Annotated in this window: 29 protein-coding genes; 14 read left to right on the top strand and 15 right to left on the bottom strand. The window is 60.5% G+C overall.

Translation table 11 applies throughout. The features are described 5' to 3' along the window. Positions 1 to 57 precede the first annotated feature (57 nt). Together MUY21_RS11475 and MUY21_RS11480 are read left to right on the top strand one after the other, a co-directional pair. The gene (locus MUY21_RS11475) at positions 58 to 717 is read left to right on the top strand and encodes a TRAP transporter small permease (RefSeq protein WP_191285424.1); all 660 of its coding nucleotides are present in this window, start codon (positions 58 to 60) and stop codon (positions 715 to 717) included. A gap of 3 nt (positions 718 to 720) precedes the next feature. After that, on the top strand, positions 721 to 2,112 hold the full coding sequence (locus MUY21_RS11480) for a TRAP transporter large permease (protein WP_248410514.1): 1,392 nt from the start codon (positions 721 to 723) through the stop codon (positions 2,110 to 2,112). Between the two features lie 120 nt (positions 2,113 to 2,232). Here the strand turns inward: MUY21_RS11480 and MUY21_RS11485 are convergent, their stop codons facing one another. The 6 genes from MUY21_RS11485 to MUY21_RS11510 all read right to left on the bottom strand — a co-directional run bounded on the left by MUY21_RS11485 (position 2,233) and on the right by MUY21_RS11510 (position 7,640). Continuing rightward, positions 2,233 to 2,427: a DUF2892 domain-containing protein gene (locus tag MUY21_RS11485; RefSeq protein ID WP_248410515.1), complete on the bottom strand. Its 195-nt coding sequence runs from the start codon at positions 2,425 to 2,427 to the stop codon at positions 2,233 to 2,235. Positions 2,428 to 2,512: 85 nt separating this feature from the next. Next, complete coding sequence (locus tag MUY21_RS11490) at positions 2,513 to 3,172, bottom strand: Crp/Fnr family transcriptional regulator (RefSeq protein ID WP_248410516.1); 660 nt, start codon at positions 3,170 to 3,172, stop codon at positions 2,513 to 2,515. Positions 3,173 to 3,307: 135 nt separating this feature from the next. Further along, on the bottom strand, positions 3,308 to 4,180 hold the full coding sequence (gene mmsB, locus MUY21_RS11495; protein WP_248410517.1) for a 3-hydroxyisobutyrate dehydrogenase: 873 nt from the start codon (positions 4,178 to 4,180) through the stop codon (positions 3,308 to 3,310). An 11-nt stretch (positions 4,181 to 4,191) separates the two neighbouring features. After that, positions 4,192 to 5,220, bottom strand: coding sequence for an enoyl-CoA hydratase/isomerase family protein (locus MUY21_RS11500; RefSeq protein WP_248410518.1), 1,029 nt, complete (start codon positions 5,218 to 5,220; stop codon positions 4,192 to 4,194). After that, a complete protein-coding gene (locus MUY21_RS11505) occupies positions 5,220 to 6,371 on the bottom strand; it encodes an acyl-CoA dehydrogenase family protein (RefSeq protein WP_248410519.1) in 1,152 nt (383 codons plus the stop codon). Before MUY21_RS11505 ends, MUY21_RS11500 begins: the two co-directional genes overlap by 1 nt. Before the next feature lie 135 nt (positions 6,372 to 6,506). After that, the gene (locus MUY21_RS11510; protein WP_248410520.1) at positions 6,507 to 7,640 is read right to left on the bottom strand and encodes a carboxylate-amine ligase; all 1,134 of its coding nucleotides are present in this window, start codon (positions 7,638 to 7,640) and stop codon (positions 6,507 to 6,509) included. 176 nt (positions 7,641 to 7,816) lie between these two features. On the opposite strand from MUY21_RS11510, the gene MUY21_RS11515 reads away from it, so the two are divergent. Further along, a complete protein-coding gene (locus MUY21_RS11515) occupies positions 7,817 to 8,251 on the top strand; it encodes a hypothetical protein (protein ID WP_248410521.1) in 435 nt (144 codons plus the stop codon). Positions 8,252 to 8,304: 53 nt separating this feature from the next. Here the strand turns inward: MUY21_RS11515 and MUY21_RS11520 are convergent, their stop codons facing one another. After that, positions 8,305 to 9,804 (bottom strand): CoA-acylating methylmalonate-semialdehyde dehydrogenase, encoded by a 1,500-nt coding sequence (locus MUY21_RS11520; RefSeq protein ID WP_248410522.1) that lies wholly within the window; start codon positions 9,802 to 9,804, stop codon positions 8,305 to 8,307. A 180-nt stretch (positions 9,805 to 9,984) separates the two neighbouring features. On the opposite strand from MUY21_RS11520, the gene MUY21_RS11525 reads away from it, so the two are divergent. The 3 genes from MUY21_RS11525 (at position 9,985) to coaD (ending at position 12,020) form a co-directional block, all read left to right on the top strand. After that, positions 9,985 to 10,875, top strand: a complete 891-nt coding sequence (locus MUY21_RS11525; protein WP_248410523.1) for a LysR family transcriptional regulator — start codon at positions 9,985 to 9,987, stop codon at positions 10,873 to 10,875. A gap of 108 nt (positions 10,876 to 10,983) precedes the next feature. Continuing rightward, positions 10,984 to 11,418 carry a CBS domain-containing protein gene (locus tag MUY21_RS11530; protein ID WP_191285435.1) on the top strand — a complete coding sequence of 145 codons (435 nt, stop codon included), beginning with the start codon at positions 10,984 to 10,986 and terminating at the stop codon, positions 11,416 to 11,418. Positions 11,419 to 11,522: 104 nt separating this feature from the next. Continuing rightward, complete coding sequence (gene coaD / locus MUY21_RS11535; RefSeq protein ID WP_248410524.1) at positions 11,523 to 12,020, top strand: pantetheine-phosphate adenylyltransferase; 498 nt, start codon at positions 11,523 to 11,525, stop codon at positions 12,018 to 12,020. Between the two features lie 27 nt (positions 12,021 to 12,047). Here coaD and MUY21_RS11540 read toward each other — a convergent pair whose 3' ends face one another. The 4 genes from MUY21_RS11540 to gap (MUY21_RS11555) all read right to left on the bottom strand — a co-directional run bounded on the left by MUY21_RS11540 (position 12,048) and on the right by gap (MUY21_RS11555) (position 15,533). Further along, positions 12,048 to 12,968, bottom strand: a complete 921-nt coding sequence (locus MUY21_RS11540; protein ID WP_248410525.1) for a calcium/sodium antiporter — start codon at positions 12,966 to 12,968, stop codon at positions 12,048 to 12,050. A gap of 183 nt (positions 12,969 to 13,151) precedes the next feature. After that, the gene (gene gap, locus MUY21_RS11545) at positions 13,152 to 14,150 is read right to left on the bottom strand and encodes a type I glyceraldehyde-3-phosphate dehydrogenase (RefSeq protein ID WP_248410526.1); all 999 of its coding nucleotides are present in this window, start codon (positions 14,148 to 14,150) and stop codon (positions 13,152 to 13,154) included. Between the two features lie 125 nt (positions 14,151 to 14,275). Then, positions 14,276 to 14,419 (bottom strand): hypothetical protein, encoded by a 144-nt coding sequence (locus MUY21_RS11550; RefSeq protein WP_191285439.1) that lies wholly within the window; start codon positions 14,417 to 14,419, stop codon positions 14,276 to 14,278. A 115-nt stretch (positions 14,420 to 14,534) separates the two neighbouring features. Continuing rightward, on the bottom strand, positions 14,535 to 15,533 hold the full coding sequence (gene gap, locus MUY21_RS11555; RefSeq protein WP_248410527.1) for a type I glyceraldehyde-3-phosphate dehydrogenase: 999 nt from the start codon (positions 15,531 to 15,533) through the stop codon (positions 14,535 to 14,537). 246 nt (positions 15,534 to 15,779) lie between these two features. On the opposite strand from gap (MUY21_RS11555), the gene MUY21_RS11560 reads away from it, so the two are divergent. The 5 genes from MUY21_RS11560 to MUY21_RS11580 all read left to right on the top strand — a co-directional run bounded on the left by MUY21_RS11560 (position 15,780) and on the right by MUY21_RS11580 (position 20,249). Continuing rightward, the gene (locus MUY21_RS11560; protein WP_248410528.1) at positions 15,780 to 16,742 is read left to right on the top strand and encodes a DUF808 domain-containing protein; all 963 of its coding nucleotides are present in this window, start codon (positions 15,780 to 15,782) and stop codon (positions 16,740 to 16,742) included. Positions 16,743 to 16,825: 83 nt separating this feature from the next. Continuing rightward, positions 16,826 to 18,331 carry an ATP-binding protein gene (locus tag MUY21_RS11565; protein WP_248410529.1) on the top strand — a complete coding sequence of 502 codons (1,506 nt, stop codon included), beginning with the start codon at positions 16,826 to 16,828 and terminating at the stop codon, positions 18,329 to 18,331. Positions 18,332 to 18,339: 8 nt separating this feature from the next. Next, the gene (locus tag MUY21_RS11570) at positions 18,340 to 18,948 is read left to right on the top strand and encodes a response regulator (protein ID WP_248410530.1); all 609 of its coding nucleotides are present in this window, start codon (positions 18,340 to 18,342) and stop codon (positions 18,946 to 18,948) included. 92 nt (positions 18,949 to 19,040) lie between these two features. After that, positions 19,041 to 19,523 carry a heme-binding protein gene (locus tag MUY21_RS11575; protein WP_248410531.1) on the top strand — a complete coding sequence of 161 codons (483 nt, stop codon included), beginning with the start codon at positions 19,041 to 19,043 and terminating at the stop codon, positions 19,521 to 19,523. 60 nt (positions 19,524 to 19,583) lie between these two features. Continuing rightward, positions 19,584 to 20,249, top strand: coding sequence for an ankyrin repeat domain-containing protein (locus MUY21_RS11580; protein ID WP_248410532.1), 666 nt, complete (start codon positions 19,584 to 19,586; stop codon positions 20,247 to 20,249). A 68-nt stretch (positions 20,250 to 20,317) separates the two neighbouring features. Here MUY21_RS11580 and tkt read toward each other — a convergent pair whose 3' ends face one another. Then, positions 20,318 to 22,342 (bottom strand): transketolase, encoded by a 2,025-nt coding sequence (tkt, locus tag MUY21_RS11585; RefSeq protein WP_248410533.1) that lies wholly within the window; start codon positions 22,340 to 22,342, stop codon positions 20,318 to 20,320. 239 nt (positions 22,343 to 22,581) lie between these two features. Here tkt and MUY21_RS11590 point away from each other — a divergent pair, with 239 nt between their 5' ends. The 3 genes from MUY21_RS11590 (at position 22,582) to MUY21_RS11600 (ending at position 23,844) form a co-directional block, all read left to right on the top strand. Further along, positions 22,582 to 23,103 carry a hypothetical protein gene (locus MUY21_RS11590; protein WP_248410534.1) on the top strand — a complete coding sequence of 174 codons (522 nt, stop codon included), beginning with the start codon at positions 22,582 to 22,584 and terminating at the stop codon, positions 23,101 to 23,103. Continuing rightward, the gene (locus tag MUY21_RS11595) at positions 23,096 to 23,479 is read left to right on the top strand and encodes a cell division protein ZapA (RefSeq protein WP_191285449.1); all 384 of its coding nucleotides are present in this window, start codon (positions 23,096 to 23,098) and stop codon (positions 23,477 to 23,479) included. The genes MUY21_RS11590 and MUY21_RS11595 overlap by 8 nt, the downstream gene beginning before the upstream one ends. 104 nt (positions 23,480 to 23,583) lie before the next feature. Then, complete coding sequence (locus MUY21_RS11600) at positions 23,584 to 23,844, top strand: MliC family protein (protein WP_248410535.1); 261 nt, start codon at positions 23,584 to 23,586, stop codon at positions 23,842 to 23,844. A 106-nt stretch (positions 23,845 to 23,950) separates the two neighbouring features. Here the strand turns inward: MUY21_RS11600 and grxD are convergent, their stop codons facing one another. From grxD to MUY21_RS11615, 3 genes are read right to left on the bottom strand one after another with little or no spacing between them, the layout of a single operon-like run. Then, a complete protein-coding gene (gene grxD, locus MUY21_RS11605; protein WP_191285451.1) occupies positions 23,951 to 24,313 on the bottom strand; it encodes a Grx4 family monothiol glutaredoxin in 363 nt (120 codons plus the stop codon). A 49-nt stretch (positions 24,314 to 24,362) separates the two neighbouring features. Then, positions 24,363 to 24,605, bottom strand: coding sequence for a BolA family transcriptional regulator (locus tag MUY21_RS11610; protein ID WP_191285452.1), 243 nt, complete (start codon positions 24,603 to 24,605; stop codon positions 24,363 to 24,365). Positions 24,606 to 24,665: 60 nt separating this feature from the next. Then, complete coding sequence (locus MUY21_RS11615; RefSeq protein ID WP_248410536.1) at positions 24,666 to 25,202, bottom strand: hypothetical protein; 537 nt, start codon at positions 25,200 to 25,202, stop codon at positions 24,666 to 24,668.

A 25,202-nucleotide genomic window follows, 5' to 3' on the forward strand; every position in this document is an offset into this window, starting at 1 on the left:
CCATAAAAATCTGACTTTGGGTAAACGGCGCCCCCAGCAACATGGGAAGGGACAGCCATGAGCACTCATTCCAACAATTCCAACGGGTTCGAGGAAACGTTGATCGCCCTGATCCTCGGCCTGATGACAATGATTACCTTCGTGAACGTGGTTTTGCGTTACGTGTTCAACTCCTCGCTGATCTGGGGGCTTGAGGTGACGCTGATCCTGTTTGCATGGCTCGTGCTTCTGGGCGTGAGCTACGGTGTGAAAGTTACCGCGCATCTTGGTGTAGATGCATTGACAAACCTGCTTTCGGACGGACCGCGCCGGTTTCTGGCCCTGACGGCAGCAGCGATCTGTATCGTTTATTCGTTCCTGCTGCTAAAAGGCGCGTGGGATTACTGGGCGCCCTATGCGGCCCTCGACCGCACCTCGGGCCGGTGGTTTCCCACGGGTTTCGAGCAGACCCGCGATCAGGCCTGGTACATCACCGACCAGGTGCCAATGCTTGATTTCTTGCGCTTTCTGGAAGGCTGGATCAATCAGGGCGAAACCTATGACAAGCTACCGCGCGTGATCCCCTATGCGGTTCTGCCGGTCGGCGTGGCACTGCTGCTGTTTCGGTTCATTCAGGCCACCATCCGGATCTGGCGGGGCCAGCAGGACAGCCTGATCGTCAGCCACGAGGTGGAAGACGAGCTGGAAGAACTGCAACACAAGTCCGAGGAGGCATAAGCCATGGACGTCCTCTTCCTTTTCGCCATGGTCGTCGGGTTCCTGATGATCGGCGTTCCGATCGCGATTGCCCTTGGCATGAGCTCGATCATCTTCCTGCTGCTGTTTTCCGACACATCACTGGCATCGGTTGCGCAGAGTTTCTATCAGGCCGAAGCCGGGCATTATACGCTCTTGGCGATCCCGTTCTTCATCCTCGCGTCCAGTTTCATGTCAACAGGTGGTGTGGCGGCGCGGATCATCCGCTTCTCGATTGCCTGTGTGGGCCACTTTCGGGGCGGCTTGGCGATTGCGGGTGTGTTTGCCTGTATGCTGTTTGCGGCACTGTCCGGCTCGTCGCCCGCCACCGTGGTTGCCATAGGGACAATCGTGATCGCCGCGATGCGCCAGGTCGGCTACACCAAGGATTTCGCCGCCGGTGTCATCTGTAACGCGGGTACGCTGGGCATCCTGATCCCGCCCTCTATCGTGATGGTGGTCTATGCCTCGGCTGTGGAAGTGTCGGTGGGCCGGATGTTCCTGGCCGGTGTCATCCCGGGCATCATGGCAGGTGTCATGCTGATGATTGCGATCTATGTGATCGCCACGATCAAGGACATGCCGAAAGGCGAGTTCGCCGGGGTCCGCGAGGTGTTGGAGAGTTTCGGTGACGCCGTCTGGGGTTTGCTTCTGATCGTGATCATCATGGTCGGCATCTATGGCATTCCCGGCATTACCGGCGCGTTGTTCACGCCAACTGAAGCCGCCGCCGTTGCCTCGGTCTATGCGTTCATCGTCGCCACATTTGTCTATCGCGACATGGGGCCGCTGGCCGACAAGGGCGAAGGCAAGAAGAACCTGCTGCAAAAACCGCAGGCTCTGGTCACCGCGTTCTTCCACGCCGATACGCGCCGGACGCTGTTCGATGCAGGCAAGTTGACGATCACGCTGATGTTCATTATCGCCAACGCGCTGATCCTGAAACACGTTCTGACGGACGAGCAGATCCCGCAGCAGATCGCCGGCGCGATGCTGTCGGCCGGCTTTGGAAAGATCATATTCCTGATCATCGTGAACATCATCCTGCTGATTGGCGGGCAGTTCATGGAGCCGTCGGGCCTGATCGTGATCGTGGCGCCGCTGGTGTTCCCGATTGCCATCGAACTGGGTGTCGACCCCATTCACCTGGGCATCATCATGGTGGTCAACATGGAAATCGGGATGATCACGCCACCGGTCGGACTGAATCTGTTCGTCACATCGGGCGTCGCTGGCATGCCGATGATGAAGGTGGTGAAAGCCGCGCTGCCCTTCCTGGCCGTGCTGTTCGTCTTCCTGATCATGGTGACCTATATCCCGTTCCTGTCGACCTGGTTGCCGACCACGCTGATGGGACCAGAGATCATCACCAAATAAGAAGGCCGGGCTGCATAAGCGGCCCGCCCCTCAAAAACACAACGCCGGGCGGATATCGCCCGGCGTTCACCGTTTCACTCGTTACACCCTCGGGTCTAACGATCAAAAGTTGAAAATTGCTTAGTTTTTCAGCTTGCAGGTATTGATCCCCAAAAGGCTGTACAACGCGCAAAACCCCAATGCGCCAGTGGCCAGTGGAACAATCCCGATCAGCGCCCAGACAGGGCCACCTGCGAAAAAGTACCACCCCAGAAGGGCAAGACCCACGACGATCCGGATGATGCGATCAACATTGCCGGTATTGGTCTTGAACATGGTGATCTCCTTTCTTTGTCCTGTTTGCCTGACCTTAGAAAATGCTGCTGGAAAAAGCATGTGACGTGGTCACATAGAACCTCGGTCAAAATGCCGCGCCGCGCACGATGTCGTTCAATGCGCTGCGGTTCAGGATCGTCACGCTGCCGCGTTCCTGCGCCACCGCACCCGCCTGTGCCAACTTGTCCAACCGGCGCGAGATCACTTCGCGGGCGGTGCCGACTGCCGTGGCCATCTCGGCCTGGGTCATGTGCAAACAGCCATCAGGGCCGGCGCGATCCAGAATCAGCGCTGCAAGGCGCGATTCCACCGACATGAAGGACACGTTTTCGATCAGTTGCATCATCGACTGCATCCGGTCCGCAAATGCGGCAAACACCAACCGCCGAAACCCCGGTGAACTGTCAAGAAGCGCAAAGAACACATCGCGTGGGATCAAGACCAGCCGTGCCGATGTTTCGGCCATCGCCTCGCCGGTGTAGGCGTCCCCACCCAGCAGACCCAGAGTGGACTGGATGCAGCTTTGCCCCGGCTCTACCCGGTACAACAGAATGTCGCGCCCATTGGGGCCGATCAGGTTCACATCGACCTGCCCGGACAGCATGACCACATATCCTTTCACCGCCTCGCCGGGACAGAACAGCACAGTGCCCCTTGGCACCTCGACCGGATCCAACGTCCCCAAAAGCGTACGCGCCGGGGCGTCAAGTGCCGCAAACTCGGTGTTGTCGTCGACCCAGTTCATTGGATTTCATGCCTCCGGCGGGGATATTTGGAACAAGAAAAAGGCGATCCGTGCTTTTTCTTGTTCCAAATATCCCGGGGGAGGCGAGCCCCGCAAGGGGCGCGCCGTGGGGGCAGCGCCCCCGTCGATCTCCTGTCAACTGCGTGACCGTTTTTCAAAGCGCGGCAGCATGGCCGAGAAGTCCATGCCCCGTCCGTCTTCAGATTCGACAAACTGCTCGTAAAGCGCGGTGGCGGCTTGGCCCAACGGTGTGTCGGCATCGGCAGCCTCGGCGGCATGCTGGCTCAGCCGCAGGTCTTTCAGCATCAGTTCGGCGGCAAAGCCGGGCTTGTAGTCATTGTCGGCGGGCGATTGCGGGCCGACACCGGGCGCCGGGCAATAGGCGTTCATCGACCAGCTGTAACCCGACGAGGTCGACACCACATCGAACATCTTTTGCCGGTCCAGCCCCAGTTTGTCGGCCAGCGCGAAGGCTTCGCAGGTGCCGATCATGGTAATGCCAAGGATCATGTTGTTGCAGATCTTGGCGGCTTGACCCGCGCCGCTGTCGCCGCAATGAACGGCTTTCTGACCCATGATGTCAAACAGGGGTTCTGCCTTGGCAAAGGCGTCCGCCGAGCCGCCGGCCATGAAGGTCAGTGTGCCGGCTGTTGCCCCGCCGACACCGCCTGACACCGGCGCATCCACGGGCAAAAGCCCTGCGTCCGCGGCTTGTTTGGCGACGTCGCGGGCGCTTTCCACATCTACGGTCGAGCAATCGACGAAAGCTGTTCCGGCGTCCATCGCGGGAATGATCTCATTCGCCACGGCGCGCAGGATCTGGCCGTTGGGCAGCATGGTGACGACCACGTCCCGTCCCTTGGCCGCTTCAGCGCCCGAGGCGGCCATGGTCACACCGTCGATGTCGACGGGCACCATGTCGAAGCCTGTTACCTCGTGGCCAGCCTTGGCAAGGTTCGCGGCCATCGGTCCGCCCATGTTGCCCAGTCCGATAAATCCGATTTTCATTGCAGGTCTCCTTAGAAGGTCAGTGTGTTTTCACCCAGCGGGGCAAGCATCTTGTCGACGGCGTCGTCGGGCAGGTCGTCCAGGCCGTGCTTCCAGTTCGGGCTGCGGTCTTTGTCGATGACGGCGGCGCGGATGCCTTCCATCAGGTCTGACTGGTCAAGTGCGCGATAGACGAAGCGGTACTCCAGTTCCAGTGATTTGCGGACATCGTGGGTCGTTGACAGGCGGTGGATCATTTCGACCGTGCAGGCCATCGACAGGGGCGAATTGCGGCCCACAAGTTCCAGCGCGTTGGCGGCAAAGATACTGTGATCGCTGCGCAACGAGGCCACGATTTCTCCGAGGCTACCGCCACCGAAATGGGTGTCGATCATCGGCTGCATTGCAGACAGGTTGCCGGGAATTGCGGGGATGGCGGCTTCGTTGATGTGGCTGGGGTCTCCGGTGCGGATCAGATCGGCTTTGAGTGCGGGCCATTCTGCCTGCCGGATCACGTAATCCGCGAAACCTGCGTGGATCGCATCGCCCGGTGCCATGCGCGCACCCGTCATGCCGATATATTCGCCCAGCCGTCCCGGTGCATGGGCCAGGATCAGTGACCCCCCCACATCCGGCACCAACCCAATGCCGCATTCCGGCATCGCCATACGCGAGGATCGCGCCATGATCCGGTGCGAGGCATGGCAGCCCACACCAACGCCGCCGCCCATAGTAAAGCCCTGCATGAAGCTGACGATGGGCTTGGGAAATTCGAACAGGCGCGCGTTCATCCGGTATTCGTCACGCCAGAAGTTTCGGGCGCGGGTCGGATCGCCGGACTGACCGATCTCGTAGATCTCGCGAATGTCGCCGCCGGCGCAGAAAGCGCGGTCGCCTTCAGCGTCGATGATGATCAACGCGACCTCGTCGTCGTCGATCCAGTCGATCAGGGCGACGTCAATCGCCAGACACATGTCGTAGGACAGCGCGTTCAGGGCGTCTGGCCGGGTCAGGGTGATCCGCCCGGCCTTGCCTTCTTTCCGAATCGAGATATCAGACATCAGCCGCGGTCGCGTTCTGCCAGCAATTGACGGGCAACGATCAGGCGCATGATCTCGTTCGTGCCTTCCAGAATCTGGTGGACCCGCAGGTCACGCACGATCTTTTCGATCCCATAATCGGCCAGATAGCCATAGCCGCCGTGCAGTTGCAGGCAGCCATTGGCCACGTCAAAGGCGGCGTCTGTCACCATCAGCTTGGCCATGGCGCAGAATTTCGAGGCATCTGGCGCGTTGTTGTCCAGCTTCCATGCGGCCTGACGCAGGAAGGTGCGGGCGGCTTGCAGGCGGGTTTCATATTCCGCCAGCTTGAATTGCAATGCCTGGAACTGGTCGATGGTGCGGCCGAACGCCTTGCGTTCGCCCATATATTGCAGCGTCAGGTCCAGCGCCTTCTGTGCGCCACCAAGGGCACCTGCCGAGATGTTCAGGCGGCCGCCATCCAGCCCGGCCATGGCATAGGTAAAGCCCTTGCCTTCCTCGCCCAGCAGGTTTTCGTGCGGCACGGCGCAATCGTCGAACTGAACCTGGCTGGTCGGTTGCGCCTTCCAGCCCATCTTGCGTTCATTCGCGCCGAAGCTCAGACCCGGTGTGCCCGCTTCGACGATCACGGTTGATATCCCCTTGGGGCCGTTTTCTCCGGTGCGACACATGGTGACGTAGACGTCGGAATAATTGCCGCCCGAGATGAACGCCTTGTTGCCGGTCAGCACATAGCTGTCATTTGTCTTTTCGGCGCGGGTTTTCAGGGCGGCGGCATCCGATCCCGACCCCGGTTCTGTCAGGCAATATGAAAACACCTTTTCCATCGAACACAGGGCAGGCAACCATTTCTGCTTGTCTTCGTCCTTGCCAAACTTGTCGATCATGCCGCCGCACATATTGTGGATCGACAGAAAGCTGCCGACAGCGGGGTCGGCCATCGCGAGAGCTTCAAAGACCAGCGTTGCGTCCAGCCGCGACAGACCCGACCCACCGTATTCTTCCGAGACATAGATGCCGCCCAGACCCAGTTCAGCCAATTGCGGCCAGAGGTCTTTCGGGATCGTGCCCTCGGCCTCCCATTTCTCGGAATTGGGGGCGATATTTTCTTCGCCGAACCCTTTGGCCATGTCGAAGATGAGGGTCTGTTCCTCGGAAAGCGCGAAATCCATGTCTTTCTCCCGTCCAGGTGTTTTCCGGATACGTTATGGCGCAATCCTTACAGGAGTTTTTCAAGCCGGAGGAGAGTTCCGTCGCGTCGCAAGCTGCCGTTACGTCAGATGAGCGGATGTGGCGGGCAAGACGGGTCAAAGATCGGCGTGGTATTCCTCGATCAGGTGGCGCACAACGTCTTGAAGCGCATACTCTTTCGGCTTTTCCGCCTGAATGCTGTCGTGAAAGACGGCGCGCTGGCGATCCGCTGAAATCCCGGTTTCAAGAACGCCACGCGTGGCTTCGACCTCGATGCTGCAGCCAAGGGCCTCGGCATCTTGTTCAATCAGGAGGAACATATCCTCAAGCAGTTGCGGGAACTCCACGATCTCGCCGATGCCAAAGTCGATCAGCCCGCCCGCGATGCCATACCGCTGCGCGCGCCAGCGGTTTTCGGCGACCAGGAAGTTGTCATAAAGCCGCCAGCGTTGGTTCTTGGCTTTCAGGCGCCACAGCATACGGGCCAGACATTGAGTCAGCGCGGCCAGGCTGATTGTGTGTTCCAGGCGCGGTTGCACATCACAGATACGGCTTTCGATCGTGGGAAAGCGCGACGAAGGGCGCAGATCCCACCAGATTTTCGAGCTGTCTTCGATCACGCCGATATCGACCAGCGCCTGCACCGAGCGGTCAAATTCGGACCAGCCGGACAGATGCGGCGGCAAGCCGGTGCGCGGCAGGTTGTCGAACACCGTCAGCCGATAGGAGGCCAGCCCGGTATCATCGCCTTGCCAGAACGGCGAACTGCCCGACAGCGCCAGCAGGTGGGGCAGGAAATAGCGAAGCTGGTTGACCAGGTCGATCCGCGTGTCGGGATCGGGAATGCCGACATGCACATGCATCCCGCAAATCAGCATCCGGCGCACCACACCGGCCAGATCCCGTTTCAGGTCGTTATAGCGGTCCTTGTCGACATGGTGCTGTTCCTTCCAGTCGGCAAACGGGTGGCACGAGGCGGCAATCGGGGCCAGGCCATAGGTCTTTGCATGTTTGGCAACGGTCGCACGCAGGCGTTTCAGGTCTTCGCGCGCCTCAGAGACATTGGCACAGACGCGGGTGCCGATCTCGATCTGGCATTGCAGGAATTCGGGGCTGACCTGACCTTCAAGCTCGGCCTTGCAATCGTTCATCAACCGGTCGGGGGCGCGGGCCAGCGCATAGCTTTCACGATCCACCAGCAGGTATTCTTCTTCGATCCCAATCGAAAACGGCGGTTCTTTCAAGGCCATGAGCTGTCCTTTCGGTCGTGCTGGTCACAGCTTTGCATCATTGAGGGCAGGCGACAAGCATTCGGCGCCGGGATCACTTACGGCGCGGCAAACGTAAAAGAATCTGGCGTTCTAAGGTTGACCTTGGGTAAGCCACACGCTTTGTTTGAGGTGGCGCAATCGCGCCGGGGTTGAAAATGCATACTGCTACCTATTTTGAAAACGAAAACTTTTTGCTTGTCCGATGCACCGCGCATGTTCATTTCGCAAGCCTGATCGCGCGGGTCGCCGAGTGGATCATCACCATTGATGCCCCCAAGGGGCGACTGGTGCTTGTCGATCTGCGCGACTTGCGCACAATTGATCGGCCCAATGAAGGACCGCTGGAATATGTGCAGATGCAAAAAAAGCTGTCGCGTGACTATCATTTCGCCAGCAAAGTGGCCTTGCTGGCCCCGCAACCCGAGGCTTTCGTTCTGGCACGGATCTTCGAACAATCCGCGCAGGGCCGGATCTCGACCGAGATGGATGTGTTTCGAAGCGGGGCTGAGGCGCTGTCCTATCTGGGCATTGCTGCCGATGATGTGGACCTGTTCATCCAGACCTTGGGGGACGGGCGGCCGCTGGATTGAAAAAGCCCCGGTCCAAGGACCGGGGCTGTGTTGTTCAGGGTGCCAACTGGCGCTTAGTCCATCGCTTTGAAGTTGAACTCGCCACCTTCCTTGATGCCTGATGGCCAGCGCGTGGTCACGGTTTTGGTGCGGGTGTAGAATTTGAACGCGTCCGGGCCATGCTGGTTCAGATCGCCAAAGCCCGACTTCTTCCAGCCGCCGAAGGTGTGATAGGCCAGCGGAACCGGGATCGGAACGTTGATCCCCACCATGCCGATGTTGATCCGGTTGGCAAAGTCGCGCGCGGTATCGCCATCACGGGTGAAAATCGCGGTGCCGTTGCCATATTCGTGGTTCATGGCGTGGCCGATGGCTTCTTCATAGTTTTCGGCACGGACCATGGACAGGACAGGGCCGAAAATCTCGGTCTTGTAGATGTCCATGTCGGTGGTCACCCGGTCAAACAGGTGCGGACCGACGAAAAAGCCGTCTTCATAGCCTTGCAGGCTGAAATCGCGGTTGTCCACGACAAGGTCCGCGCCCTGTTCGATACCTGAGTTGATCAGGCGCAGGATGTTTTCCTTGGCCGCCGCAGTGACGACCGGGCCGTAATCCACATCATCGCCCGCAGTATAGGGCGCGACTTTCAGCTTCTCGATCCGTGGCACCAGCGCGTCGCGCAGCTTGTCGGCGGTTTCATCCCCCACCGGCACGGCGACCGAGATCGCCATGCAGCGTTCGCCCGCGGCGCCAAAGCCCGCGCCGATCAGGGCATCGGCGGCCTGTTCCATATCCGCGTCAGGCATCACGATCATGTGGTTCTTGGCGCCACCAAAGCACTGCGCCCGTTTGCCGTTTGCCGTGGCACGCGAGTAGATGTAATGCGCAATCGGGGTCGATCCAACGAAAGCCACCGCTTGGATGGTCTCGTTGTCAAGGATCGCATCCACCGCGTCCTTGTCACCGTTCACCACCTGCAACACGCCGTCGGGCAGACCGGCTTCCTTGCACAGCTCGGCCAGCATCAGGGGGACCGAGGGGTCACGCTCGGACGGTTTCAGGATCATCGCGTTGCCCGAGGCCAAGGCCGGGCCCATGCCCCAGAGCGGGATCATGGCGGGGAAGTTGAAGGGCGTGATCGAGGCGACAACACCCAGCGGCTGGCGCATGGAATACATGTCGATGCCGGGGCCGGCGCTGTCCGTGAACTCGCCCTTCAGCATCTGGGCGGCGCCGATGCAGTATTCGATCACCTCAAGCCCGCGCTGAACGTCACCCTTGGCATCCGGGATAGTCTTGCCGTGCTCGCGCGAGAGCGCCTCGGCCAGCTTGTCCATGTCGCGGTTCAGAAGGCCAACGAGGGCCATCATCACGCGGCCACGTTTCTGCGGGTTGGTCGCACCCCATTCCTTTTGCGCCTCGACGGCCCTTGCGACGGCGGCGTCCAATTCGTCTTTCGTGGCCAGGGCCACTTTCGCCTGAACCTCGCCGGTTGCGGGGTTGTAGACGTCGGCGGTGCGGCCTGATGTTCCGTCGACCAATTGGCCGTTGATCCAGTGTCCCAGTGTCTTCATGGTCTGTCTCCCATCTGTTCGGGGGCAAGATAGCCTTGCATTTATGCCGGGAAAAGAGGCAGTTTACCAAAAAGGTTTTGCAAAAATGCAAGCCTTGGCAGCGCCGAGAGGACGGAAGCCTCCGGCGGGGATATTTGGAGCCAGAAGAAACCCGATGTCGCAAATGTCGAAAGGTGAGAGATGGACTGGGATGATTTGAGGGTGTTTCTGGCCGTCGCGCGGGCTGAAAGCCTGTCGCGCGCTGGCAAGGTGCTGCGACGGGATGCCGCCACCGTGGGGCGGCGGGTGGCGAAGCTGGAGGGGGATCTGGGGCAGCCGCTGTTCACCAAATCTCCGCAGGGTTATGCGCTGACCGAGGCCGGATCACGGCTTTTGTCGCATGCGGAACAGGCTGAACAGGCGGTGTTGTCGGGGGTGGACGAGTTGGCGGGACCGTCGGGCCAATTGTCGGGGCAGGTGCGCATTGGGGCGACGGACGGGTGTGCAAGCTATATCCTGCCGCAGGTCTGCACCACGATCCGGAAACAGCATCCCGAGCTGGAGTTGCAGATCGTGGCCTTGCCGCGGGTGATCAACCTGTCCAAGCGCGAAGCGGATATGGCGATCACCGTCTCGCCTCCGCAGGCGGGGCGGCTCACGTTGCAGAAGATTACGGATTACCATCTGCACCTGGCGGCGGCGCGGGATTATCTGGATGCGGCTCCGCCGTTGCAAAATCTGGAGGATCTGCACGCCCATCCCGTGGTGGGGTATATCCAGGACATGATCTTCTATCCGGAACTGGACTTTCTGACCGGGATGGGGATCGAGAAGGTGGCATTGGCCTCGAACCTCGTGTCGGTTCAGCTTGGCATGGTTCGGCAGGGGGGTGGTGTGGGGATCACCCATGATTTCATTCTGCCCTTTGCGCCCAATCTGGTGCGGGTTCTGGTCGAAGAATTGTCGATCACACGATCCTTCTATCTGATCCGACATGAAGGCGACGTGCGGGTCGAACGTTTTGCCCGCGTTGCCGAAGCCTTGACGCGGGGGATCCGGGACGAGGTGGCCCGGCTGGAAGCGATGGTGTGAGGCGATTTTTCCTTTGCTGCGATTGCAAACAGCCCTTGACATATTGTTGCGCTTGGGGTGACGCTGAGGACAGAAAAATACAAGAATTACACCAGAATGGAGGGCACAATGCTCATTCACCAGATCCTGAAAAACAAAACGCTGGCGGGTGTTGCGACGGTCAAGCCGGGCAGCAAGGTTGCTGACGCGGCAAACCTGTTGTCCGAGAAAAAAATTGGTGCGGTGATTGTTTCGCAGGATGGTGTGCGCCCGGTCGGGATCCTGTCCGAACGTGACATTGTGTCGGCGTTGGGGAAGGTGGGGTCAGGGTGTCTGGATCAGGTGGTGGATGATCTGATGACGTCGAAGCTGGTCACCTGTGCGCCCGGCGATCGGGCCATTCAGGTGCTGCAAATCATGACCGAACGCCGGTTCCGCCACATGCCGGTGATGGAGGGGGACGAGATGATCGGCCTTGTATCCATCGGCGATGTGGTCAAGGCGCGGCTGGACGAGCTGTCGCAGCAGGCGGATGCGTTGAAAAACATGATCATGGGGTACTGACCCGGGTGGGATAGCACCGGCACGGTCAAGCGCCGCGCTGCGGAAAAGACTTGCAATGCCGGTCGCAATATTGTTGCGTGCCGGCATTTAAGAAAGGCCAGATCATGCGTGTCGGACTGTACCCCGGAACCTTTGACCCGATCACGTTGGGGCATACGGACATTATTCGGCGGGCCTGTGCGCTGGTGGACCGTCTGGTGATCGGCGTGGCGGTCAACACGGGCAAGGGGCCGGTTTTTTCCTTGGAAGAGCGTGTCGCGATGGTCGAAGCCGAATGCGCCAAGCTGGCCGCCGAGACCGGCACCGAGATCATCGCGCATCCGTTCGAGAACCTGCTGATTGATTGCGCCCATGATGTCGGGGCGCAGATCATCATTCGCGGCCTGCGGGCTGTGACGGATTTCGAGTATGAATATCAGATGGTTGGCATGAACCGCGCGATGGATGCCAGCGTCGAGACCGTGTTTCTGATGGCCGAGGCCAAGTATCAGGCGATTGCATCGAAACTGGTGAAGGAAATCGCCAAACTTGGCGGGGATGTGTCGAAATTTGTCTCGCCCAGCGTGAAAGACCAGTTGTATCTGAAAATTGGTCGGGACTGAGGTTGAACCTGCGCCGGATGCAGGTGGTCATCCCAGTGCCGTGACGACATAGGCGGCATATCCTGTCAACATCACCACGCCCAGCCAGCGTCCAAGCCGGGGCCGCAGAAGCAGCGCCGCAGCAATGAATGCCGTCACCGCTATCAGGATGGGCAGGTCGAAACGTGCAAACCGGCTGGCCAGTGGAATGGGTGTGATCATTGCCGTCACCCCCAAAATACCCAACAGGTTGAAGATGTTCGAGCCGATCACATTGCCGATCGCGATGTCGGATTGGCGCCGCATCGCGGCGATGACCGAGGTGGTCAGTTCGGGCAGAGAGGTGCCGATGGCGACGATGGTGAGGCCGATGAACGCTTCGGACACGCCGAAGCCACGCGCAATCGAGGCCGCACCATCTACCAGAAAACGCGCGCCCAGGAGCAAAACAGCCAACCCGCCCAGCAACCAGAGCGCCGACGCAAACGCCGTGGGGCCGGCGATCTGCATATCAGGATGGGCGGGGGTCTTGCCAGCAGCGAGATAAGCCCATGTCAGGTACCCGATCAGGCCCGTCACGAGAAGTGCGCCCGACACACGGCTGACCTCGGCGAGGGCGAAGATGGGCAACAGCAGCAGCGTCGCGATCATCATGACAGTGACGTCCCGGCGCAGCGTGGAGCCGGATACCTGTATCGGCCAGATCAGGCAGGTCAGCCCGAGGATCAGCAGGATGTTGGCGATGTTCGAACCGATCACGTTGCCGATTGCAATGTCCGGCTCCCCACGCAACGCAGCGTCCATCGACACCAAGAGTTCCGGGGTTGACGTGCCGAACCCGACGACGGTCAGACCGATCAGCAGCGGCGGGATGCCCAATCGGTTGGCCAAGCCGACACTGCCGCGCACCAGGGCTTCACCACCAAAAAACAGCGCCAGCAAACCTGCGGCGACAAAGAGATAGTCCAACCCAGCGATCCTTGCCCGAGAAATGTAACCTCGGCGCTTAGATAGGGAGCGGCTGATCCACTCTGCAAGAGCGATTGGCGCGGCGTGTGATAATATTTCTGGCGATGTCGCGAAACGGGGATGCGGCGCGTCAAACCGACGGGCCAGGGGCGGCACCCTGGCTTCGTCGTGGATGCACGTGACTCAGAGGTGTTTTGCCATTACCGCGGCTGTATCCAACATCCGGCAGCTGAAGCCCCATTCGTTGTCATACCAACTGAGCACACGCACCATGTTGCCATCCAGCACCTTGGTCTGATCCAGCGCGAAACTTGACGAATGCGGGTCGTGGTTGAAATCGCATGAAACCAGAGGGCGGTCGACGACGCCCAGGATGCCCTTCATCGGGCCGGTCGCGGCGGCGATGATGGCGGCGTTGATTTCGTCCACCGTGGTGTCGCGCGCAGCCTCGAATGTCAGGTCCACACAGGACACGTTCGGGGTAGGCACCCGGATCGCCACGCCATCCAGTCTTCCTGCCAGATCAGGCAGAACAAGGCCAACGGCGCGGGCAGCCCCGGTGGTCGTAGGGATCATGCTGAGCGCGGCGGCGCGGGCGCGATAGAAATCCTTGTGCAGCGTGTCCAGCGTCGGCTGGTCGCCGGTATAGCTGTGGATGGTTGTCATGAAGCCCTTGTTGATGCCAATGGCGTCTTGCAGAACCTTGGCAACCGGCGCCAGACAGTTGGTCGTGCACGACGCACACGAGACATGCACATCAGCTGCGTCCAGCGTGTCATGGTTTACACCATAAACGATGGTCTTGTCCGCGCCCGAGGACGGCGCCGACACCAGCACCCGGCGGGCGCCGTTTTCAAGATGCACCTTGGCCTTGTCGCCTTTGAAGATACCGGTGCATTCCAGCACGATGTCGATATCGCCCCAAGGCAGGTCGGCGGGATTGCGGATCGCGGTGACGCGGATCGGGCCACGGCCCGCATCGATCGTGTCATCGGTGTAACTCACCTCGTTCGGGAATCGTCCATGCACACTGTCGAATTGCAGAAGATGGGCGTTCATCTCGACCGGTCCGAGGTCGTTGATCGCCACCACCTCGATATCCGTGCGTCCTGTTTCATGCAGGGCGCGCAGCACCAGCCGCCCGATCCGTCCAAATCCGTTGATGGCCACTTTGACTGTCATGTTCTTCATCCTTGCATGAGGTGACACAGGTCGAAACCCGGTGCGGTCAACCGAGATGTGTGAGCGCTAACATCAACATTTCGCTCAAAAGGTCAAGAGAAGATCCTGACGCGCCGCTGCAGTGATCAGCGCCAGAAGGCAATCCATTCGGTGAATTCAAGGAATTTCCTGGACAGAAACAACAGGCTGGCCCCGTCGGCAAGCAGCAGGTCCGCCCCGATCAACCCGACGATCAATATGCCAAGGCTCAGCGCGATCTGGTTTGTCAAAGCCTGCTCCTGCCTGTTTGGCGCATTGTTGCAATGGCGGACGGGCAGGGGCAAGGGCAAAAGAAAACCCCGCCACAAAAGGGGGCGGGGTTGAAATTTCGGATGGCGCGTCGGCCTAGAACGAGCCCATTTTCACCGCGACATCGGCCATGCGGGTCGAAAACCCCCATTCGTTGTCATACCAGCCCATCACGCGCACGGTGCGGCCGCCCACAACCTTGGTCTGGTCCGGTGCGAAGATCGAGCTTTGTTCGGTATGGTTGAAGTCGATCGAGACCTTGGGCTCTGCGTCATAGCCCAGCACGCGGGACATGGTGCCCTCGGCGGCTTTGCGCACGATCTCGTTCACTTCGTCCACCGAAGTGTCGCGCCCGGCCTCAAAAGTCAGGTCGATGGCCGAGACGTTCGGGGTCGGCACACGCATCGCGGTGCCGTCCAGCTTGCCGGCAAGTTCCGGCATGACTTCGCCAAGGGCCTTGGCCGCACCGGTCGAAGTCGGGATGATCGCCATGGCGGCTGCGCGGGCGCGATACAGGTCCTTGTGGCGGCGGTCCAGCGTCGGCTGGTCGCCGGTATAGGAATGGATGGTGGTCATGATACCACGCTCGATCCCCAGCGCCTCGTGCAGCACCTTGGCCAGCGGGGCCAGCCCGTTGGTGGTGCAGGACCCGTTCGAGACCATGTTGTGATGGGCTTCAAGCTCTTTGTCGTTCACGCCCAGCACGATGGTCTTCTGCACGTTCTTGGCGGGGGCCGAGATCAGAACCTTGCGCGCACCCCGTTCGATGTGGCGCTTTGCCTTTTCACCGTCATTGAAATTGCCGGTGCATTCCAGAACCACATCACAGCCGGTCCAGTCCAGTTCGCCCAGGTCATAGGTCGACATCATCTGCATCGGGCCTCGCCCCACATCCATGGTGCCATCGCCCAGGGTGATCTGGTTGGGGAAGCGTCCGTGGATGCTGTCGTATTTCAACAGGTGCGCGGCGGTCTCAAGCGGGCCGGTCGCATTGACCTTCACCACGTTGATGTCATTGCGCCCCGATGCGGCGATTTGCGCCAAGGTGCAGCGGCCGATGCGGCCAAATCCGTTGATACCCACTGTGACGGTCATACGTCTTCCCCTCAGGTTTTGGCCCGATGGCCCGAAAACTTTCCGCTGATATAGCGACCCTGACGCCGTGGCCCAACCCGCAAAACGCGTTTGACACCAGTTTGTTAGCGAAAACATGACGGGTGAACGAGTCGTTAGCGCAAACGACCTGAGGGATTTACGTGTCCTTGCCGCGATCGGCAAGTGCTTCACCCCGCGCGCGAAAGTGATTAGTCTCCGTTTCAGCACAAGCATAGGGGCAGGTTGATGAGTGGTTTGATTGCGCTGTTGGATGACGTGGCGGGCATCGCGAAAATCGCGGCGGCATCGGTGGACGATGTGGCCGGGCAAGCGGCCAAGGCGGGGGCAAAAGCGGCTGGTGCGGTGATCGACGACGCTGCGGTCACGCCCAAATACGTGCAAGGGTTCGAAGCCAAGCGCGAGTTGCCGATCATCGGGCGCATTGCCTGGGGATCGATCAAGAACAAGCTGATCATCCTGTTGCCGATCGGGCTTTTGCTGTCCTCTTTCGCGCCCTGGCTGATCCCGCCGCTTCTGATGCTGGGCGGGGCCTATCTGTGTTTCGAAGGGGCAGAGAAGGTCTGGCATGTGCTGTTTCCACATGAACACACCTGGGATCATGCCGAACATGACATCGGCGATCCGGCCCATCTGGAAAAAGAGAAAGTGGCGGGTGCGATCAAGACGGACTTCATCCTGTCTGCCGAGATCATGACCATTGCCCTGGCCGCCATCCCCGAAAGCAACATCTGGATGGAGGCCGCGACCCTGGCCGTCGTGGCCATCGGCATCACGGTGGTCGTCTACGGGTCCGTGGCGCTGATCGTGAAGATGGATGACGTGGGCCTGTATCTGGCCCAAAGCGGCCGGTTGTCGGCGACCCGTGCGTTCGGGCGCGGCATTGTCAATGCTATGCCGGGGTTCTTGAAACTGCTGACCATCATCGGCACGGCAGCAATGATCTGGGTCGGCGGGTCGATCATCATTCACGGGTTGCACGAGCTGGGTGTGCATCAGCCCTATGAAATCATCCACGACATCGCAGTGGCCGCAGCCCAGGCAGTGCCCAGCATGCCCGGGTTTGTCGAATGGGCGGTGACGGCGACGCTGGACGGCATCGTGGGGCTGGCGCTTGGCATCCTGATCATTCCCGTCGCCACCCGCGTGATCAGCCCGGTCTGGCAATCCGTGTTCAAGGGAAAGGCGTAAGATACCTGCCGATGGTACACCTCATCTTCGCGGACCGTAGTTGTACGGATTGGCGGCGTCCGACCTTCCTGAGATGAAAGCGGATGCGGTTCACGACGTCGACATTCCGATCTGCCATGCGATACTTGGCCTTGTGGGCCTGCGCCATCGCCATGGTGCTTGCCACGCTGGCTTTTATGGAACGTCAACGCCTGGTGCGGGAACTGACCGTCAAAAGCGAGGGACTGCACCGGCTCGCGTCGCAGCGCGCAGATCAACATGATGCGCATCTGACCGCCTTGTCCGCCATCCTCGTGGCCAGCGAAGAGGCACGTCAGGATCTGCTGATCGAGGTGGCGGCGACGATCACGCGATTCTATCCGCGTATTGTGTCGGTCAATGCCCTGTCACTGGACCCGACCCGACCTGATATCCAGACGCCGTTGGCGCTTGGCGCTCAGGATGCGACACGGGTTCGAGGCATTGCCCTTCAGTCCACGGGCGCTTTGCAGATCGCACCATCGATCGTCGATGCGGATCGGTATCTGCTGGTGAAGCGCAGCCCGAACTCGCAGGCGGCGCGATATGCGCTTGCCCTGAACATCAATGCCGCGGCGCTGGTGGCCAGTGACGATCCGTTCTGGCAACGTCCATCGGTGTCGCATCGACTGCTGAGCCCGCAGGGGGATGTGCTGACCGGGGGGCTGGCGACGGGGGATGCGACCTTTTCAAAGACGATCGGAAGCGCGTCGCAGCCCTTGATTCTGGAAACGGCGTTGCGCATCCGCACAGCGGATCTGTTGCCCATTGGCACGGTCCTTGTGGCAACAGCCTTGGCGACGCTTTTGTTTTGGCTGGTTGCGCTGGGCTTGAAACAGCGTGCCCGCCGGAAAGAGGCTGAACAACGCGCCGATCTGAGCGCCCTGGAAACCCGGCTGGCACACGCGTCGCGCGTCAACGCGATGGGGGAAATGGCCAGCGGTATGGCGCATGAGCTTGCCCAACCCCTGACCGCGATCCTGAGCCAGGCACAGGCCGGACGCCATTTGGTGCGGCGTGGGGATGTCGAAGGTTTGGCACGGGTGCTTGATGATACGGTCACACAGGCGCAACGTGGCGCGGACATCCTTGAACGGCTGCAACGATGGAGCCGCCCCAACCGTGATCTGGCGCAAGCCTGTTCCCTGAATGATGCCGCGATACGTGTGAAGCGCCTGCTGGGCAGGGAAGCGCAGGCCAAGGGGACGGTTGTCACCCTGGACCTGCCCAATGCGCCGTTGCATGTGAAAGCCGATCCGGTCGAGCTGGAACAGGTGATCTTCAACCTTGTGCGCAATGCGCTTGATGCCGCAGACCGGGCGCGCGTCCTGCTCCGTGCCCACCGGGTGGGGGACAGGGCCGTGCTTGAGGTATCTGATGATGGTCCCGGCGTGCCCGCCGACATACGCGAGCGGGTCTTTGAACCTTTTGTAACAGGAAAGAAAGACGGCACCGGGCTTGGTCTGGCCCTGTGTCAGCGCCTTGTCGAGGAAATGGGCGGGGACATAGAGCTGCTTTTCGGGACCTCGCACACCACGTTTCGGTTGTCTCTGCCGATTGCTGTTTCATAAACTGGGGCATGAGCAATGCGGTTTATCTTGTGGACGACGACGAAGCGGTGCGCAGCGCGCTGACGCTGTTGCTGGAAACCGTAGGCGTGACGGTCAAGAGCTTTGCCTCGCCCGAGGCGTTTTTGACACAGGCCGCAAACCTGCCGCCCGGATGCCTGATCCTTGATATTCGAATGCCCGCGATTTCAGGTTTGAAGCTGCAGGAAAAACTGTCCGCGCAGGGAATATCTTGGCCCACCGTCATCATCAGCGGCCACGGCGATATCGAAGCCTGCCGCCGCGCCTTCCGCAACGGAGCGATAGATTACCTGCGAAAACCGGTGGACGAACAGGATCTGATCGACGCCATCCAGAAGGGGCAGGCAGAGCTTGAAGCCTGTCAGCAGCGCGCCGCCGAACGTGCCGAGGCGCAGGCGCTTGTCAGCGCCCTGTCGCCGCGCGAAAGCGAGGTGCTTGAGATGATCGCGAAGGGCGTGACCACCAAGCAGATCGCGCACGCCCTTGGGCTGTCACCGCGCACGGTCGAAAGCCATCGCGCCGCCATCGCGGCCAAGGCCGGCACCACATCGACGGCAGAGCTGACCCGTTTCTGGCTGGAGGCACAGGGGGATCCGTAAAACTACGGACAGGGATGCGGGCGTTACGAATATTCCGATATGGCAGGGCAAATTAGACATGGATCATCACGCAAACAAAAGGAAACTGACCGATGATCCGCAAACTTGCACTCGCTATCGTAATCGCCATGCCCGTCGCGGCGAACGCACAAGACCTGCCCACCGCGCCTTACCTGCCGCTTGATCTGGCAACCAAAGCCGCACAGACCGCGCTGGACGCCTGCGCGGGCGAAGGCCACAATGTCAGCGTCGCCATCGTGGCGCGCAGCGGTGTGACCAAGGCCCTTTTGCGCGCTGACAATGCCGGTCCGCACACGGTCGGGTCAAGCACCGGCAAGGCGTTCACCTCGGCCAGCATGGGGCGTGACACGGCGGGGCTTGCCGGTTTCATCGGCTCTGCGCCTGAAAACGAGGGTCTGCGCGACATGGACAGCCGTCTGGTCATTCAAGCCGGAGGCCTGCCGATCAAGATCGGTGGCGCGCTGGTTGGTGGGATCGGTGTCGGGGGTGCCCCGTCAGGTGCGATTGACGAGACCTGCGCCCGCGCGGGCCTGGACGCGATCGGCGCGGAGTAATGCAAACTGCGGTCTGCCGCCGACCGGGGTGGCGGGCCGTACCGAAAGGGAGATATACCTATGCTTCGCGCTCTGACCACTGTGTTCACCTTGGCGTTCTCGACCATGGTCCATGCCCAAACCGCCCCGTCGGCATCCGACATTGCCTTGTATACCGGGCTGCATCTGGCTGCCCATGAAGGGCGCGCCAAGGATGTGGCGGCGTTGATTGCCGCTGGCGCCAACCCCGACGCCCGCGACCGACGGGGCCGCACCGCCGCCCATGTCGCGGCCTTTGCCTCGCATGACGCGGTTCTGGAGGCCTTGGCAAAAGGGGGGGCTGACATGAACGCGCTTGAACATGGCGTCTACGACGTCGTCACCATCGCGGCCGTGGCTGATGACCCGGATCTTGTATCCTTGGCAATCGAGTTGGGAAATCGACCGGATCTGATCACCAGTGTCTATGATGGCACTGCGTTGATCGCCGCCGCCCACCTGGGACATCACGAGGTTGTGGCCCGTCTGGTTCAAGCGGGCGCCCCGCTTGACCATGTGAACAACCTGGGCTGGACTGCGGTGATGGAAGCCGTGGTGCTGGGCGATGGCGGACCAGACCATATCGAGACGGTGCGTATTCTTGTAAGGGCCGGGGCGGATACCTCGATCCCCGACCGTGATGGCGTGACGCCTTTGGAACATGCGGTCGCGCGCGGGTATGACGAGATTGCGCAGTTGCTGAGCTGACAACAAGTGTTGCACAAAAAAACGCCCCGCAATCTCTTGCGGGGCGCTTTGCGTTGAAAAATCAGGTGTTAACCCAGCAGTTCCTTGGCCTTCGTAACCACGTTTTCAGCGGTGATGCCGAATTTTTCAAACAACACGCCTGCCGGAGCCGACGCGCCAAAGCTGTCCATGCCAACAAAGGCGGCTTTCGCCTCGCGGCCACGCTCGCCCAACAGCCAGCGGTCCCAGCCGCCATCGCGCACAGCGGCCTCGACCCCGACGCGCACAGGGCCTGCGGGCAGCACCTTGCGACGATAGGCTTCGTCCTGCTCGGCAAACAGCTCCATACAGGGCATGGAAACGACGCGGGTGCCGATGCCTTGGGCTTCCAGCGCGGCGCGGGCGTCCATCGCCAGCGATACTTCGGAACCGGTGGCGATCAGGATCACCTGACGCTTTCCTGCTTCGGCATCCGCCAGAACATAAGCACCCTGAGCGGTCAGGTTGCGTTGCTTGTACTCGGTGCGCACGGTCGGCAGGTTCTGACGGGTCAAGACCAGGGTTGATGGCACCTCTTTCGAGGTCAGCGCCAACTCCCACGCTTCCGCCGTTTCCACCGTGTCGGCGGGGCGGAAGGTATAGCTGTTGGGGGTCGCGCGGCAGATCGCTAGATGTTCGACCGGTTGGTGGGTCGGGCCGTCTTCACCAACGCCGATCGAATCGTGGGTCATCACGAACACCGTCGGGATTTTCATCAAAGATGCCAAGCGCATTGCCGGGCGGGCATAGTCGGTGAAGCAGAAGAACGTGCCGCCATAGGGGCGCATGCCGCCATGCAGGGTCATGCCGTTCATCGCCGCAGCCATGCCGTGCTCGCGAATGCCCCAATAGATGTAGCGGCCCTTGCGGTTGTCCACGTCAAAGACGCCCAGATCGCCGGTCTTGGTGTTGTTTGACCCGGTCAGGTCAGCCGACCCGCCCACGGTTTCCGGCATCACCGGGTTGATCACCTCAAGCGCCATTTCCGACGATTTGCGGGTGGCGACCGTGGGTTTGCCTTCGGCCACCTGACGTTTCAAGGCGCGCACGACGCCGCCCAGCTTCTTGGGCACGTCCAGTGCATAGGCGCGGTTGAACTCGGCCTGTTTACGCTCGCTGATCGAGGCAAAACGGGCGTCCCATTCGGCGCGCGCCGTGGCCCCTTTGGACCCGATGGCTTCCCACGCGGCTTTCACGTCGTCTTCAACCTGGAAGGCGCCGATGGGCGCGCCATAAACCTCTTTCGCGGCTTTCAACTGTTCTGCGTCGGTCAGCGCACCGTGACCTTTCGAGGTGTCCTGCGCGGCATGCCCCAACGCGATATGCGTCTTGCAGGCAATCATCGAGGGCTTTTTCGTGGTCTTGGCCTTGGCAATCGCGGCGTCGATCTGTTCGGGGTCATGGCCGTCGATTTCCTGCACGTGCCAGCCCGACGCCTTGAAGCGTTGCACCTGATTGGTGCAGTCCGACAGAGACACCTTGCCGTCGATGGTGATGTCGTTGTTGTCCCAGAACAGGATCAGCTTGCCCAGTTGATGACGCCCGGCCAGACCAATGGCTTCCTGACTGATGCCTTCCATCAGGCAACCGTCACCTGCGATCACATAGGTATGGTGATCGACGATCTTCTTGCCAAACCGCGCACGCTGGATTTCTTCTGCCATCGCGAAGCCGACGGCGTTTGCGATGCCCTGGCCCAGCGGGCCGGTGGTGGTTTCCACGCCCGAGACATGACCGAATTCCGGGTGGCCCGCCGTGATCGCGCCCCACTGGCGGAAATTCTTGATCTGATCCAGTGTTACATCTTCATAGCCTGTCAGGTGCAAGAGCGAATAGATCAGCATGGAGCCATGGCCGGCCGACAGGATGAACCGGTCCCGATCCGCCCAACGCGGGGCGGAGGCATCAAATTTCAGATGCTTTTCAAACAGCACCGTCGCCACATCGGCCATGCCCATCGGCATGCCCGAGTGACCCGAATTGGCGGCGGCGACCGCATCCAGCGTCAGCGAACGGATCGCGGTTGCTTTTTTCCAGTGATCGGGGTGAGTTTTGCGAAGCGTGGCGATGTCCAACGGTCAACATCCTTTGGCAAAGTTGAGGTTGGCCCCCTGATAGCAGCCATTCGCCAAGGGTCAAGCCAAGCTGAACGTCGCGGGCCAAGTGTTTGGAATTGAACGGGGGCGAAATTTAACCGGGGGTCGGTTAAGATCGGCACAGCAGGTCGCATGGCCGATTCGCGCGCAGGTCTTGCGTTGTCAGGTCGGCAGCCATGTGACAAGATCAGGCAAACAAAACTGGCTCAGGGCAGAATATGAGTGATATTTCCGAACTGGAAACCCGAATTACCACCGCGCTTGAACGGATCAGCAATGGCCTGTCCGCGCTGCCTGCGCAGGCAACGGGGGCCGCAGACGACATCGCGCGCCTGACGACGGAACTGGAAGAAGAGCGCACGGCGAACCGTCAGTTGGCCGAACGCGTGAAAGCCCTGCAACAAAGCCGCACCGAAGAGGTCGCTGCGCTGCGCAACGAAGTTGAGCGGCTGACCGCGCAACTGTCTGCGAGTGAGGAAGTGCTGGCAAAGCTGCGTCAGGTGAACGCTGACCTGCGCGCCAACAGCAATGCGCTGCGCGATGCTGTGGGTGGCGGGCTGGCTGATGCCGGCTTGGTCAACACGGCCATGGCCACCGAACTGGAAGGGCTGCGCGTCGCGCAATCCGCAGACCGAGCGGAACTGGATGCAGTGTTGGGTGAACTGGGGCAACTGATCTTCGAAAAAGGGCTGAAACCCTCGGGATCGGCCGAAACGGGGCGGGAGGGTGCAGATGCCTGATGTCAATATCACCATTGGAAGTCGCAATTTTGATGTGGCCTGCCAGGAGGGCGAAGAGCATTTCCTGCTGACTGCCGCCAAGATGCTGGACAATGAGGCGTCCGTATTGGTCAGCCAGATGAGCAATCTGACCGAAAGCCGGATGTTGCTGATGGCCGGTCTGATGCTGGCCGACAAGACGGCGGGCATGGAAGACAAGGTCAAACTGGCAGAGAAGAAGGTCGCTGATCTGGAAGCGCAGCTTTACGCGCTGCAAAACGCCGCCCCACAGAAGGTCGAGGTTCCGGTGATCCCCGATGCTGTGACGGACACGCTGGCCGAAATCGCGGCGCGCGCGGAAGCCGTGGCTGCCGAAATCGAAGAACGGGCGTCTTGACGATCGCAGGCCGGTTGACCATGCGTTCGTGTGTCAAAACACTGGCGACCCTTTTGGTGACCCTAAGCGTCGCGCCCGCTTGCTCTGCCGACGGGATCGAAACCATGCAGTACGACTGCGAACGCGGGGCGCGTGTTACGGCCACCTATATCAACACGGACGGCGCATCATTCGCTGTAATCGCTGTCGAGGGGCAGCAGATCGGCATGGTGATCAGCCCCTCCGGCTCTGGCGCCAAATACACCCAAGCCCCTGATGGGGCTGGCTATGTCTGGTGGACGAAGGGAGGTGAAGCGTTTCTGGCGTGGGAAGATGTCCCCAACAGCACGGACGACATGCTACTGTCTGACTGTGTTGCGCGCTGAGACGCTCCACAAATAATAGATGCACGAATATGTCTGACACGCGCGGCGCTCCGGGCTCGCGCGTGTCAGAAGGTTTGTGCCATCGGCGACCCGAAATGGCCGCGATTTAGCCGTTGGCTTCGCGGATCTTGTCGGCAGCCTCTTTGTCATAGGCCACGCCGTTTTCGTCAAACAGCGTGTCCAACTCGCCCGACAGGGTCATCTCGGTGATGATGTCGCAGCCACCCACAAATTCGCCTTTGACGTAAAGCTGCGGGATGGTGGGCCAGTCGGAATAATCCTTGATCCCCTGGCGGATTTCTTCATCCGCCAGCACGTTTACATCGGCGAAATCGACGCCCATGAAGTTCAGAACACCGGCCACGCGGGACGAGAACCCGCATTGCGGCATATCTTTCGTGCCTTTCATGTAAAGCACAACGTCATTGGCTTTGACGGTTTCGTCGATGCGGGTTTTTGCGTCGGTCATGTCAGTTCCTTGATGTCTGTTGTCGTCAGGCAGCGTCGTGCCCATCTGGTCATTCCGGGGCTTTGGTGGTCAGCGCCAGCGCATGAAGTTCGCCCTGGCTGCCATCCATCTTGCCTTTCAGCGCAGCATAGACGGCGCGTTGCTGCTGCACGCGGTTCTGTCCGCGAAAGCTTTCATCCACCACTTCGGCGGCATAGTGGTTTCCATCACCAGCCAGGTCGGTGATGGTGATCTTCGCGTCCGGGAAAGCCTCGCGGATGAGGGCTTCGATTTCGGATGCTTCCATGGCCATGGTCAGAACCTCGTTTCTGTTTCATTGCAATCTATGGTCGGGCACCGGGGGCCGCAAGAGCTAGCCGCGTGTTGCGGCATCACGAAAGCTGGACAAAACAGCGCGGGCATCGGACAGGATACCTGTCGCCTCGGCTTGGGCCAGTGTGTCGGCGGTCCACGCCGGTTCAGGCAGCAGGCGGTCCAACATGCCCTGCCGTGCAGTTTCCTGTGCGGGTGACAGCGGCAGCTTCTCGGCCACGCGAAACAGTTCGATCATATCGCAGATGGCGCGCATTCTGCGATAGGCCTCGGCAATGGCCTCAAGCGTCTCGCGGTCTTTGCGCCAGCGTTTGCGCGGAAACATGTGCCGCATGACGTACGGGCCAGCCCCCTTGCAGTCGAAGCGCGCGCAGCCCGGAAAGCCCTGGTCTTCCAGTGTTTCATGAATGCGGCACAGGTTGTCGGGGCCAAGGTGGCGGCAGGGGGCCAAGGCGCGTTTGTCAAAGGCGAAATCGTCGCCTGCGTCAAAGCCCGGCGCCACGCAACACAGTCCGGCGCAGGCGGCACAATCTGCCACCAATGCCGACATGTCCCGTGGGTCAGGGGCGCTGCTCAT

The organism is Aliiroseovarius sp. S2029 (genome assembly GCF_023195575.1).
In the GTDB taxonomy this organism is placed as follows: domain Bacteria; phylum Pseudomonadota; class Alphaproteobacteria; order Rhodobacterales; family Rhodobacteraceae; genus Aliiroseovarius; species Aliiroseovarius zhejiangensis.